Source organism: Kineococcus sp. AC630 (assembly GCF_979255925.1).
On the sequence record NZ_CEEDMJ010000012.1, the window covers coordinates 120,669 to 133,305 of the forward strand.

A 12,637-nucleotide genomic window follows, 5' to 3' on the forward strand; every position below is an offset into this window, starting at 1 on the left:
GACGGATCGTGGCGGAGAAGGGCGTGGGCGTCCGCGTCCGCCTCGGGACGCGCAGGGGCATCCTTCTAGGATTCACTCTGCGCAGTCAAGCGTCACCCCACGTTGCCGTCAGTGGGAGCACTGCGGGCAGCCCGGCGCGGTGACGCCAGGGCCGACGCCGCCACCCCGGCCGCGCCCCGCAGCACGTCCATCCAGGCCAGCCCCGACGGTCCCGCCGGGCGCGCGTCGAACTACCGATCTCCTGGGGAGCCGCCGAACGCCACCCCGCGGATCACGGGCTGGAGATCCCGTGCGTGGACCCGCGCAGGACGCGGTCGACCACCGCGGACAGTTCCGGAACGTCCACGACGAGGTCGGCGTCGACGTCCGGGAAGCGCAACGGCCACGGCAGGCGAGGTTCGGTGCCGACCACCATGTGGTGGCCCACCTCCGCTGCCGCAGCGAGTTTGACGAACGTCGGGTAGAGGAGGCCGCGCGGGGTCAACTCCACGACCGTCGCCCCGGGACGGCAGAACACCAGGTTCGTCAGCCCGGCGCCGTGGACGCCGACCACGAGGTCCGCCCCGGAGAACAGCGACGCCTCCTTGGCCACGGTCATCCCCCCCGGGTCGACGACCTCGAAGCCCCGACGGGTGAGCGCGTCCACGACCTCGGGGGCGTTGAGCAGGACCCGGCGGCGTTCTCCCTCCCGTTGGAGCAGGAGCCGCCGGCCGCCGGCGCCGGGGGGGACGTGGGCGACGGCGGCACGGACCTGCTCGACCGTCGAGGGCGGGACCCACCGGTTGCGACCGGGCACGCTCGCCACGAGGAGTCGCTCGACGTCGAAGACCTCCCCGCGGGTCTCGACGCCCAGCCGGCGTTCCTCCGGGATGCCGAGGAGGTCGAGCCACTGCCTGATGTACCCCGGAGCGCCGCTGGGGATCAACCACCGGTCGGCCTCCTCCCCCCGCTCGGCGAGGAGGTCGAGGATGCGCACGATCCGTGGGACGACCTGCACCGTCCAGTGGTAGTAGTTCGGCAACCACGGCTGCAGCAGGGAGACGGTGGTTCCCGACAGCCGAACGGCACGGTCCTGGCGCCACCGGGGCATCAGGGAGCGAGCGGGAAAACCGTCCTCCTGCCAGATGCCCTCGACCAGGCGACCCTGGTGGAAGACCCAACCCTCACGTCCCTGGAGAGTTGCCTGGGGCAATTCCAGCGTGAACTGTTCGGGGACCGACGACACGTCGCGCTGGCGGAGGGCGGACCGGTCCTGGGGGTCCAGGTGGCCCGGCACCGACAACCTCACGTCACGGGAGGTTTCCGTGACGCGGTAGCGGGCTCCGAACGTCGTCAGGGCGGAGGCCTGGACGGTCCGGACGCCCACCCCGCGGACCTCCCGCGCGAACTGCTCCACGGTCCAGAGGCGGTACCTCGCAGCGCTCGCCGCGAGGTACCTCCGGCCGATGTGTTCACCCACCGAGGAAGGTTGACACCTCAACCGCCGTTTGACCAGCGGATCGGGAAAAGGCCCCGGATCAGCAGGCGGGGGCGACCTTGATCAGGTTGCCGGTGTCGACCCACCGGTCCTGCGTGAACGTCACGCCCGGGACCGCGATGGCCGCACCGTAGCGGTTGCCGTGCCCGTAGGCGTTGCCCTGGAACACCACGTTCGTGACGTTGGCCGAGCAGGACACGTTGACCGAGTAGGAACCACCGTTGAAGAAGTTGCCTTCGAAGAGGGCGTTCTCGAGACGGTGCAGCCCCGTCTCGGTGCCGAGCTGGACCGCGGAGTTCAGGAAGTCGTCCGAGCCGGCCTGACGCGGGTCGAGGGTGTTGTGCCTCACCACGATGCCGGAACCCGAGGTCGACTGCATGGCGTCGGTGTGGACGCCGTCGTGGCGCACGAGGCCGTGGACGTAGCTGTCGCTGATCGACACGTCGTCCCCGAGGCGCGGACCGTCCTGGGTGCCGCGGATCTCGACCCGGCGCAGGGTGTACCCGCCCCAGCCGATCGCGACCTGCGCGCTGCCGTCGGAGACGATCTCGGAGTCCTCCATGACGAACCCGGGGGCGTCGGTGAGGCTGACGGCGCGCAGCGTCTCGTCGGTGCAGGTGATGCGGGAGTTCCGGACGGTGACGTCGGGGACGTGGACGGAGAGGCACCCCTGGACGTCGAGACCGTCGAGCACCGCGCCCGGGGTCCACACGTCGAGCGCGGTGGAGGGGGTCAGCGTGATCCAGGCCGGCACCCCGGTGGTGGCCGCCGTCGGGAAACCCACGGGAATGGTGTTCGTGACGATCGGGACGGCCCGCAGGTACTTGGTGACCGACTGCACCATGTACTTGCCGCTGTACAGCTTCGCGACGACCTTGACCGAACCGTAGAGACCCGTGAGGTCGACCTCGCCCTCACCGGTGTAGTAGTTCCCGGCGAGCGCGACGCCGCCGATCGAACCGTCCTGGACGACGTCGTTGACGTAGTAGGTCCCGCGGTCGAACTTCACGCCGGTCAGCGTCGAGATGTCGACGGTGGTGGCGGGGACGTTCGCACTGTTGACCGAGGTTCCCTCGTAGGTCATGTAGGGGTTCACGACGGCCTGCGCGGGGACGGCGGCGGAAACCCCGCCGGCCACGACAGCGGCCGCGGCGACGACGCCGGCGAGGACGCGGGCGAAACGGCTGGACGTGCGGGTGGTGGTGCGGTGGTGCGGAGTTGCGAGGGCGCGTGGGGGGGTCACGGGAGCCTCCAGGTATCGAGAACGGGTGTGTCCTCAATGCTTCGGCGGTCCCCGGTGTCAACTGGGTCGTCCACTCCGGTGCGGCGATCGGGTGAACGGCGGTGACACTACTCTCCGTGGTCAGTTCGGGGTCGTCGGAGCCCCTGCCCGGCGCCGCAGGGTGACCGCGTCGTACAACTCGCGCCCGGAAACTCCGTGGCGACCGGCAGTGACCTTCACGGCGTCCTTCATCCGGTACCCGGACCGCACGAGTTCGGACACCTCCTCCACCAGTTCCCCCACCTCGGGGACCCGTTGCGGGCCGGTGGAACCCGCGACGACCAGGCACACCTCGCCGCGGACCTCGCCCTGGGCCCAGACCGCCAGTTCGGCCAGCGTCCCGCGCACGACCTCCTCGTAGGTCTTGGTCAGTTCCCGGCACACCGCGGCCGGCCGGTCCGCCCCGAACGCCTCGGCCATCGCGGCGAGCGTGGCCCCGGTGCGGTGCGGGGACTCGAAGAAGAGCAGGGTCCGCGGGTCCTGGGCGAGGTCGGCGAAGACCCGGGCCCGCTCCCCCGGCTTGCGCGGGGCGAAGCCCTCGAAGGCGAACCGGTCGCTGGGCAGACCCGACACCGCGAGGGCCGTCAGCACCGCCGACGGTCCCGGGACGACCGTCACCGGGAGTCCCGCGTCCACGCACCCGCGCACCAGCCGGTAGCCCGGGTCGGACACCGAGGGCATGCCGGCGTCGGTCACCAGCGCGACGACCGAGCCCTGGCGCACGGCGTCGACGAGCTCCGGGGTCCGCTCGGTCTCGTTGTGCTCGTGGTAGCTCAGGATGCGACCGCGCGGGGTGATCTCCAGCGCCCCGGCCAGGCGGTGCAGCCGGCGGGTGTCCTCCGCGGCGATCACGTCGGCGGTCTCCAGCAGGTCGACCAGCCGCCGGGTCGCGTCCCCGGCGTTGCCGATCGGGGTCCCCGCGAGCACCAGTCGTCCCGTACCGCTGTCCCCGCTCACCGCGCCATCGTGCCGTACCCGCGGGGGCGATCCTGCGTGCCTACGATGGATCGATGATCGCGAAGCAGCAGGCAGGTCCCGCGTGAGCGCGGTGGACACCGTCGCCACGCCCCGCGCACCGGGTCCGGGCGATGCCCGCGAACGGCTGCTGGGAACCTCCTCGGAGATCACCGGGGAGTCCTGGCGTCGGGCCTGGCTGCCGCTGCTGCTGGTCACCGCGATCGGCGGCTTCCTCCGCTTCTTCCAGCTCGGCCGCCCCCACCAGCTCGTCTTCGACGAGACGTACTACGTGAAGCAGGCGTACTCGCTGCTGCTGCACGGGGTGGAGCTGCGCAACGACTCGAGCATCGCGAAGCCGGACGAGCTCTTCACCCACGGGGCCCCGAACGTCTTCGGCACCGAGGGTGACTTCGTCGTCCACCCGCCGGTCGGGAAGTGGATGATCGCGTTCGGGGAGTGGCTGTTCGGCATCGACTCCTCCTTCGGCTGGCGCTTCTCCGCGGCGCTCATCGGGACGCTGTCGATCCTGCTGATCGGCCGGATCGCGCGGCGCATGTTCCGCTCCACGCTGCTCGGGGTCACGGCCTCCGTCCTGCTGGCCGTGGACGGTGAGCACTTCGTCGAGAGCCGCACCAGCCTCCTCGACGTCTTCCTCATGTGGTGGGTGCTCGTCGCCTTCGCCCTGCTGCTGATCGACCGGGACCACGCGCGCGAGCGCCTCGCCCGGGCCGTCGTCGTGCACGGGGTGGACGGGCTCGGCCCGCGGATCGGCTTCCGCGGCTGGCGGCTGGCCGCCGGGGTGAGCCTGGGACTCTCCTGCGGGGTGAAGTGGTCGGGCGTCTACGTGCTCGCGGTCTTCGGGGTCATGACCGTCTTCTGGGACGCCGGGGCCCGGCGGGCCGTGGGGGTGCGGCCCTGGTTGCCCGCCGCGCTCTGGCGGGACGGGATCGGCGCGTTCGTGCTGATGGTCCCGATCGCGGTCGCCACCTACCTGGCCTCGTGGGTGGGCTGGTTCCGCAGCGACGCCGGCTGGGACCGGCAGTGGGGCGAGGTGCACCCCTCCCGGGGGGCCGGCGGGATCGTCCCGGACGCCCTGCGGAGCCTGTGGCACTACCACCAGCAGGCCTACGCCTTCCACGTCGGTCTGGACTCCCCCCACCCCTACTCCGCCAACCCGTGGTCGTGGCTCGTGCAGGGACGTCCGACGTCCTTCTTCTACGAGGCCAAGACGTCGGGCGTGGAGGGCTGCTCGGTCGACAACTGCTCGAAGGCCATCACCTCGCTGGGCAACCCCGTGATCTGGTGGGCCGGGCTCCTCGCGCTGCTCGTCCTCCTCTTCTGCTGGTTCTTCCGCCGCGACTGGCGGGCGGGGGCGATCCTCGCGGGGTACGCCGGCGCCTACCTGCCGTGGTTCCAGTACCAGCACCGGACGATCTTCACCTTCTACGCCGTCGTCTTCGTCCCGTTCGTGGTGCTGGCGGTGGTCCACGTGCTGGGCCTGGTCCTCGGCCCCGACCCCAGCACCGCCGTGCTGCGCCGGGGCGTCGCCGTCGAGGCGGCGTTGTGGCGGCGGCGCGGGGGCGCTGCGGTGGCGGGTGCGGTCGTGGTGCTCGCCGTCGCCTGCTTCGCCTTCTTCTGGCCGGTCTACACGGCCCAGGTCATCCCCTACGAGTCCTGGAGCCGGCGGATGTGGCTGCCGAGCTGGATCTGACCGGCCGCTTCGTCAAAGGGTTGCGGCAGGGCACCTGACCTGCACTTCTCGAGGATTCGATCACGATCGGGCAACGACGATCAGCTCTTCGAGTGCGCGCGGTACGGCGGAAGTGTGACGATCGCCTCCTAGCGGTCACGCTCAGCACTCGCTAGGGTGCGGTTCGTCACAGGTTCGCCCGTCCGGGCGACCGCGATCCCGAGGACGCCCATGACTGCACTTCTCGTAGCCAATGACGGCGGACACCTGGCTCAGCTCAAGTCGCTCGCCAAGCGGCTGCCCATCGCTGACGCCTTCCGCTGGGTCACGGTCCCCACCCCGCAGTCCCTGTCCCTCCTGGAGGGCGAGGACGTGCTGTGGGTGAAACCCGGGCCGACCCGCGACCTGCGGGCCGCGCTGCACAACGCGGTCCTCGCCTCGTCGCTGTTCCGCCGCGGACGCATCTCGGCCGTCGTCAGCACCGGCTCCAGCCTCGCCGTCTCCGTCCTGCCGCAGGCCCGCCTGCACGGGACGAAGACGTACTACATCGAGAGCGCGACCCGCACCCACGGACCGAGCCTCAGCGGCCGGCTCCTGGCCAGGATCCCCGGCGTCGAGCTCTACACGCAGAACGCCTCCTGGGCCTCCAAGAAGTGGAAGTACGCCGGCTCGGTCTTCGACGGCTGGGAGCCGGAGCAGCTGCCGGAACGCCGCAAGGTGTCCAAGGTCGTGGTCTCCCTCGGGACCTCCCGGACCTACGGCTTCCGCCGTCTCGTCGAGAGCATCGCCCCCCTCCTGCAGGACCTGGGGGCCGAGGTCCTCTGGCAGACCGGGACCACCGACACCACCGGCCTGCCGGTGCTCGACCCCCGTCCCGCGGTTCCCGCCCAGGAACTGTCCGCGGCGATGCGCGAAGCCGACCTGGTCATCGCCCACGCCGGGACGGGTGTCGCCCTGGAGGCTCTCGGGGCCGGCAAGCTCCCGGTCCTCATCCCCCGGCGGGCCGAGTTCTCCGAACACGTCGACGACCACCAGGAACAGATCGCCGACATGCTCAAGCACCGCGGCCTCGCCGTCGTGCGCGAGGCCGACGCGGTCACCCCGGAGGACCTGGTCCTGGCCGCCAGCAGTGTCGTGAACCTCCGTGAGGACGCCCGGCCGCTGGTGCTCTGAGTTCCACCGTGACGTCCGCGTCACCCGGGAACCGACCCGGAGGTCGATGACCCGCGGGGGGAACCGACCTCCGGGTCTCACCTCACCTCGCGGTGGAGACCTTCTCGAGCAGCGGGGCCCACCAGGCCTCGTGGTCGCGGTACCACTGGACCGTCTCGGCCAGACCCTCGTCGAAGGAGTGCTGAGGGGTGTAGCCGAGTTCGGCCGAGATCTTCGAGATGTCGACCGAGTAGCGGCGGTCGTGGCCCTTGCGGTCCTCGACCTCGCGGACGCGTTCCCAGCCGGCCCCGAACGCTTCGAGGATCCGTTCGGTGAGTTCGCGGTTGGTGAGTTCCGTCCCACCGCCGATGTTGTAGACCTCCCCGGGACGACCGCCGTCGACGACGAGCTGGATCCCGCGGCAGTGGTCGTCGACGTGCAACCAGTCGCGGACGTTGAGGCCGTCGCCGTACAGCGGAACCGTCCCGCCGCGCATCAGGTTCGTGATGAACAACGGCATGACCTTCTCGGGGAACTGGTACGGGCCGTAGTTGTTCGAGCAACGGGTGATGCAGGCCGGCAACCCGTGCGTGCGGTGGAACGACCGCACCAGCAGGTCGCTGGAGGCCTTCGAGGCCGAGTAGGGGCTGTTCGGTTCCAGCGGGTGGTCCTCGGGCCAGGAACCCTCGGGGATCGTGCCGTAGACCTCGTCGGTGGAGACGTGCACGAACTTGTCGACGTCGTGACGCACCGCGGCGTCCAGCAGGACCTGGGTCCCCACGACGTTCGTGTGGACGAAACCCGCTGCGCCGTCGATGGATCGGTCAACGTGGCTCTCGGCGGCGAAGTGCACGACGACGTCCGCGCGAGCCATCAGCGCGTCGACCGCGGCCGCGTCGGTGATGTCGGCCTCGACCAGTTCCAACCGGGGGTCACCGGCCACCGGGTCCAGGTTGCGCGGGTTGCCGGCGTAGGTGAGTTTGTCCAGGACGACGAGCGAGTCGATCCCCGTGGCCCCGTGCACCCCCGTCAGGGCGGACCGCACGTAGTGGCTGCCGATGAAACCTGCACCGCCGGTGACCAGAAGTCTCATGGACCGACATACTACGGTGTCATGCGCGGAATAATCCTCGCCGGTGGATCCGGCACGCGACTGCACCCCATCACCCGGGGGGTCAGCAAGCAGCTCGTCCCGGTCTACGACAAACCGATGATCTACTACCCGCTCTCGACGTTGATGCTGGCCGGTGTGCAGGACGTCCTGGTCATCACCACCCCGCACGACGCCGACGGGTTCCGGCGGTTGCTGGGCGACGGTTCGCAGTTCGGCGTGAACCTCCAGTACGCCGTCCAGCCCTCTCCCGACGGTCTCGCCCAGGCGTTCGTCATCGGGGACGAGTTCGTGGGTTCCGACACCGTCGGCCTGGTCCTGGGGGACAACATCTTCTACGGCCCCGGCCTGGGCAACCAGCTCGGCCGCTTCGACGGCCTCACGGGCGGCGCGATCTTCGCGTACTGGGTCGGCGACCCCACCGCCTACGGCGTCGTGGAGTTCGACGACGCCGGGCAGGCGCTGTCGCTGGAGGAGAAGCCCACCGCCCCCAGGAGCAACTTCGCCGTCCCCGGGCTCTACTTCTACGACTCCGACGTCGTCGAGATCGCCAAGGCCCTGCAACCGTCCCCGCGCGGGGAACTCGAGATCACCGACGTGAACCGGACCTACCTCGAACGCGGTCAGCTCCAGGTCGAGGTGCTGCCGCGCGGGACGGCCTGGCTGGACACCGGGACGTTCGACCAGATGCTGGCCGCCGGGAACTACGTCAGCACGCTGGAGGCCCGTCAGGGGCTCAAGATCGGCTGCCCCGAGGAGGTCGCCTGGCGCCACGGCTGGCTGGACGACGCCGAGCTCGAGGAACGCGCCCGCCCGATGGTCAAGAGCGGGTACGGCAGCTACCTGCTGGAACTGCTGGCCCGCGGCCGGCACGCCTGAGTCAGTGCCCGGTGCGGCGCCGCCGGGCGAGGTCGGTGAGCGCCCGGGTGGCGGCGTGGAAACCGCACATGCCGTGGACCCCGCCGCCGGGCGGGGTCGCGGAGGAGCACAGGTAGACCCCCTCCAGCGGGGTCGAGTACGGGTCCAGACCGAGGACCGGCCGGAAGACCTGCTGACGCAGGGTCAGCGCACCGCCCCCGACGTCGCCCCCGACCAGGTTGGCGTTCTGCTCCTCCAACGCCGCCGGCGTCGTCTCGACCCGGGCGAGGACCCGGTCGCGGAACCCCGGCGCGAAGCGCTCGAACTGGCGGTCGATCCGTTCCCCCGTGCCGCGGTCGGTCGACCCCTGCGGCGTGTGCCCGTAGGCCCACACCACGTGCTGCCCGGACGGTGCCCGGCCGGGATCGGCGACGTCCTGCTGGGCGACGAGCACGAAGGGCCGGTCCGGGTGGCGCCCGCGGGCGACGTCGTCCTCGGCCGCCGCGACCTGCGCCGCGCTCCCGCCGAGGTGCACCGTGACGGCCCCGGCGAGCCGCGGATCGCGCCACGGGACGGGCCCGTCGAGCAGGTAGTCGACCTTGTGCGCGCCCGCGCCGTAGGTCCAGCGCCGCATCTGCGCCGCGTAGCGGGGCGGCAACGCGGTGCCGGCGATGCGCAACAGCTGGCGCGGGGTCAGGTCGAGCAGCGTCACGTCCGCGGCCCCGGCGACCTCCAGGTCCCCCAGGGTCCGCACGGGGTGGTTCAGCAGGACGGTGCCCCCGTGCTCGGCGAGCTCGGCCGCGAGCGCGGTCGCGATGGCCTGGGCGCCCCCCTGGGGCACCGGCCACCCGGTGGCGTGGGCTGCGGCCCCGAAGAGCATCCCGAACGCCGCCGTGAGCGGACGGCTCTGCGGCTGCAGGGCGTGCGCGGCCATCCCGGCGAACAGGGCCCGGGCCCGGTCCTCGCGGAAGAGCGTGCGGTTCACCAGGTTCGCCGGCCAGACCGACTTCACCCCGAACCCGCCGAGCACGAGCGGGTCGGCCGGCACCCGCAGCAACGGACCCATGACCTGGGGGACGAGGGACTCCCAGTGCTTCACGGGCCCGGCGAAGAGCGCCTTCCAGGCGGCGCCGTCCCGGCCGAGTTCCCGCGCCGTCGCGTCGAGGTCGCCCTCGAGCAGCCCGGCGGGGCCGTCGTCGAGGGGGTGGCCGAGGGGGTAGCGGCCGTGCAGCCACCGCAGCCCGTGCCGCTCCAGCGGCAGGCTCTGGAAGAACGGGCTCGCCACGCCGAAGGGGTGCACGGCGGACCCGAGGTCGCTGACGACCCCCGGGCCGAGGAGTTCCGCGCTGCGGACCCCACCACCGATGCTGTCGGCGGCCTCGAGGACGGTGACCTCCAGCCCGGCGCGGGCCAGCAGCACGGCCGCGGACAACCCGTTGGGTCCCGCCCCGACGACGGTCGCGCGTCCGATCACGGTCTGACTCCGGCGGATTCGTCCACGACGCTCACCGTACGGCCACCGCGGAGGCGACCGAGCAGGTCCCTGGCCACGTGCACCAGGTACCAGAGCGCGAGCGCCGCGCCCACGACGACGACGACCTGGTTGAGCCGCGGGACCGCCCACGCCTCCGGGCGCAGCACCGCGCCGACCCCCAGCGCCAGGGCGAGCACCCCTGCCGCGACGGGGGTGAGCCGGGCGGATCCGGGGCGGGCCGCCAGGCGCTGCGCCGCAGTGGCCCGGGGGACCTCCCACCGCAGCAGCGGCGACCGGGCCCAGAGCACGAACGCGGCGTAGGTGACGACGTTGCCGGAGAACCCGATGTTCATCATCAGCAGCACGCCGAGGTGGAAGAGCGAGGCGATCGCGATCCCGACCCGCCAGCAGCGCCAGTTCAGGACGGTGAGCACGAGCAGGCCCTCGAGCAGCACGGTGGCGACGTCGACGGATTCCCAGAAGACCCCGTCGTGCAGACCGATGAAGTGCCCGGCGAACAGGTCCGTCCGGTCGTTGACGTAGTACTGGGTGAACATGACCCCCTGCACCGCATGGGTTCGCGGGTCCAGCCAGCCGCTGAGCACCTTCGGGACGGCGGCCGTCAGGAACCCCAGGCCGACGAGCAGGGCGAGCAGGCGCAGCGGCCACTGCGGGGTCTCGGCGGCCGGAGCGCCCGCTCCCCGCCGCAGGGCGTCGACCGACACCGCGTCGCCCCAGCGCGCGAACGCGAGCAGCACCGGGACGATGACGAGGAAGATGGTGTGGTCGATCTTGCCCAGGCTGTAGACGGTCCCGTACCCGCCCACCAGGGCGAGGGCCAGCACGATCGAGGCGGTGCGGGTGAACAACCCCACCAGCAGGAACCCCGCGCAGGTCCCGACCAGGAGTTCCAGGCCCAGCAGCACACCGTCCGGGGGGACGCGGTGCAGCAACGCGAACGGTCCGGCCGGGCCGTTGACGAAGGAGTCGGGGAACTGGGAGACCCAGCGGAAGCTCGGGGGGGACAGCAGGATCAGCAGCGCGAAGACGATGCGGTAGATCCCCAGGTCGCGCGGGGTGGCGTCACCGCGGGAGACCCACCGGTCGAAGACCTCAGCGCCGCGGGACACGCCGCGGGACACGCTGCTCACCGGGTCCCCCCGAGGTCGACGTGCACGTGGCGGCCGTCGGAGAGGACGCGGCGGGAGCCGTCGGTGACGGAGTAACCGACCTGCTGCCACTGGACGTCGAAACCCGTGACCGGACCGCCGGGGTCGTCGGCGAAGCGTTCCTGCAACCACGCGACCGTCCGGGGGTCGTCGGCGGTGGCCTGGTCGCGGAAACCCCGGCTGAAGACGTACCGCGGCAGGATCCCGGTGGGCGGCAACGCATCGGCCATGGACATCGCCCGGGTGCGTCCGTCGGCGTAGTCGAGCGTGACCACCGCGTCGGTGGTCGTCGCCTCGCCCCCCGTCAGGGGGACACCCCCGAACGAGGGCTGGTAGAGACCGGGGTAGGGCTCCCCCACGACCTCCCGGACCACCACCTGGACCGGGAGCGCGCACAGGGCGAGCACGAAGACGGTACGGACCGCGCGACGCCGGGTGGGCGACGCGGAGGGCGAGTTCGTCACGCGCCGACCATAGGACGCGACTGTGCGTCACGACCCGCTTTTCGGGAAGAAGTTCTAGAGAACTTCCCCGTCGGCCAGGACGGTCGCAGCGGCGACGTCCCAGCGCTCGCGCCAGTCCCCGATCGGCTCGACCCCCACCCCGGGCAGGTTCGCGGTGGACAGGACCGAGAACGACGGGCGGGGGGCGGGACGCACGAACTCCGCGCTCGTGGTGGGTTTCAGCTCCACGGCGTCGAGGCCGGCGGAGGCCAGCACCGCCCCGGCGAAGTCGAACCACGAACACCGACCCGCGGCCACCGCGTGGTAGGTCCCCGCCGGGGCCTGCGCCGCCACGAGCCGCAGCAGCAGCTGCGCCACGTCCCGGGTCCAGGTCGGCTGCCCGACCTGGTCGTCGACCACCGACAGCGCCCCGCGGGCCCGCCCGACGGTGACCATGGTCTTGGGGAAGCACCCTCCGTGCTCGCCGTAGAGCCAGGCCGTCCGCACGACCAGGGCGTCGGCCCCGCTGGCCCGCACCGCCCACTCCCCCGCGGCCTTGGTGCGTCCGTAGGCTCCCCGCGGGGCCGGCAGCGCGTCGGGAGCGTAGGGCTCGTCGGCCTCGCCGTCGAAGACGTAGTCGGTGGAGACGTGCAGGAACCGGGCACCGGCGTCCCGTGCGGCCAGGGCCAGGTTCCGGGCTCCGACCGCGTTCACCGCGAACGCGGCACCCTCCTCGGACTCGGCCGCGTCGACGGCCGTGTGCGCGGTGCAGTTCACCAGGACGTCGACAGCCCCCACGGCCCCGACGACCCGACGGCAGGCCTCGACGTCGGTCACGTCGACCTCGGCCCGGGTGAGTCCGACGACCTCGTGCCCCGCCGCGCGCAGCACCTCCACGACGTCGGTGCCGAGCATCCCGCCCGCTCCCGCCACGATCCAGCGCACGCGGTCCCCCGTATCTGAGTTCGGAACTCCCGGCCTCGCGGGCGTTCTCGGGCGACACCCTACGGTGACCGTGATGTCA

Annotated in this window: 11 protein-coding genes; 3 read left to right on the forward strand and 8 right to left on the reverse strand. The window is 71.8% G+C overall.

Annotated features, from left to right (window positions below):
• Positions 1-271: 271 nt before the first annotated feature.
• The 3 genes from AC0I8G_RS14335 to rsmI form a co-directional block, all read right to left on the reverse strand.
• The gene (locus tag AC0I8G_RS14335) at positions 272-1,459 is read right to left on the reverse strand and encodes a glycosyltransferase family 61 protein (protein ID WP_471730510.1); all 1,188 of its coding nucleotides are present in this window, start codon (positions 1,457-1,459) and stop codon (positions 272-274) included.
• Between the two features lie 58 nt (positions 1,460-1,517).
• Positions 1,518-2,720: a hypothetical protein gene (locus AC0I8G_RS14340; protein ID WP_471730511.1), complete on the reverse strand. Its 1,203-nt coding sequence runs from the start codon at positions 2,718-2,720 to the stop codon at positions 1,518-1,520.
• 120 nt (positions 2,721-2,840) lie between these two features.
• Complete coding sequence (rsmI, locus tag AC0I8G_RS14345) at positions 2,841-3,716, reverse strand: 16S rRNA (cytidine(1402)-2'-O)-methyltransferase (RefSeq protein ID WP_471730512.1); 876 nt, start codon at positions 3,714-3,716, stop codon at positions 2,841-2,843.
• An 82-nt stretch (positions 3,717-3,798) separates the two neighbouring features.
• Between rsmI and AC0I8G_RS14350 the strand changes: the two genes are divergently transcribed.
• The gene (locus AC0I8G_RS14350) at positions 3,799-5,427 is read left to right on the forward strand and encodes a dolichyl-phosphate-mannose--protein mannosyltransferase (RefSeq protein ID WP_471730513.1); all 1,629 of its coding nucleotides are present in this window, start codon (positions 3,799-3,801) and stop codon (positions 5,425-5,427) included.
• A 210-nt stretch (positions 5,428-5,637) separates the two neighbouring features.
• A complete protein-coding gene (locus AC0I8G_RS14355) occupies positions 5,638-6,579 on the forward strand; it encodes a glycosyltransferase (protein WP_380261342.1) in 942 nt (313 codons plus the stop codon).
• An 82-nt stretch (positions 6,580-6,661) separates the two neighbouring features.
• Here AC0I8G_RS14355 and rfbB read toward each other — a convergent pair whose 3' ends face one another.
• Positions 6,662-7,651, reverse strand: coding sequence for a dTDP-glucose 4,6-dehydratase (rfbB, locus tag AC0I8G_RS14360; protein WP_471730514.1), 990 nt, complete (start codon positions 7,649-7,651; stop codon positions 6,662-6,664).
• A 21-nt stretch (positions 7,652-7,672) separates the two neighbouring features.
• On the opposite strand from rfbB, the gene rfbA reads away from it, so the two are divergent.
• Complete coding sequence (gene rfbA, locus AC0I8G_RS14365; RefSeq protein ID WP_471730515.1) at positions 7,673-8,548, forward strand: glucose-1-phosphate thymidylyltransferase RfbA; 876 nt, start codon at positions 7,673-7,675, stop codon at positions 8,546-8,548.
• Position 8,549: 1 nt separating this feature from the next.
• Here the strand turns inward: rfbA and AC0I8G_RS14370 are convergent, their stop codons facing one another.
• Genes AC0I8G_RS14370 through rfbD form a run of 4 tightly spaced genes read right to left on the reverse strand, consistent with a single transcriptional unit; the run spans position 8,550 to position 12,558 of the window.
• Positions 8,550-10,001: a phytoene desaturase family protein gene (locus tag AC0I8G_RS14370; RefSeq protein WP_471730516.1), complete on the reverse strand. Its 1,452-nt coding sequence runs from the start codon at positions 9,999-10,001 to the stop codon at positions 8,550-8,552.
• Entirely contained in the window at positions 9,998-11,152 is a 1,155-nt protein-coding gene (locus AC0I8G_RS14375) for an HTTM domain-containing protein (protein WP_471730517.1), read from the reverse strand. Before AC0I8G_RS14375 ends, AC0I8G_RS14370 begins: the two co-directional genes overlap by 4 nt.
• Complete coding sequence (locus tag AC0I8G_RS14380; protein ID WP_471730518.1) at positions 11,149-11,634, reverse strand: hypothetical protein; 486 nt, start codon at positions 11,632-11,634, stop codon at positions 11,149-11,151. The genes AC0I8G_RS14375 and AC0I8G_RS14380 overlap by 4 nt, the downstream gene beginning before the upstream one ends.
• A 54-nt stretch (positions 11,635-11,688) precedes the next feature.
• Positions 11,689-12,558 carry a dTDP-4-dehydrorhamnose reductase gene (rfbD, locus tag AC0I8G_RS14385; protein ID WP_380261329.1) on the reverse strand — a complete coding sequence of 290 codons (870 nt, stop codon included), beginning with the start codon at positions 12,556-12,558 and terminating at the stop codon, positions 11,689-11,691.
• Between the last annotated feature and the right edge of the window lie 79 nt (positions 12,559-12,637).

Bases quoted from the DNA above. Each gene is read 5' to 3' on its own strand.
- rfbB (WP_471730514.1), bottom strand. From the start codon at position 7,651: ATGAGACTTCTGGTCACCGGCGGTGCAGGTTTCATCGGCAGCCACTAC.
- rfbA (WP_471730515.1), top strand. From the start codon at position 7,673: ATGCGCGGAATAATCCTCGCCGGTGGATCCGGCACGCGACTGCACCCC.
- AC0I8G_RS14355 (WP_380261342.1), top strand. From the start codon at position 5,638: ATGACTGCACTTCTCGTAGCCAATGACGGCGGACACCTGGCTCAGCTC.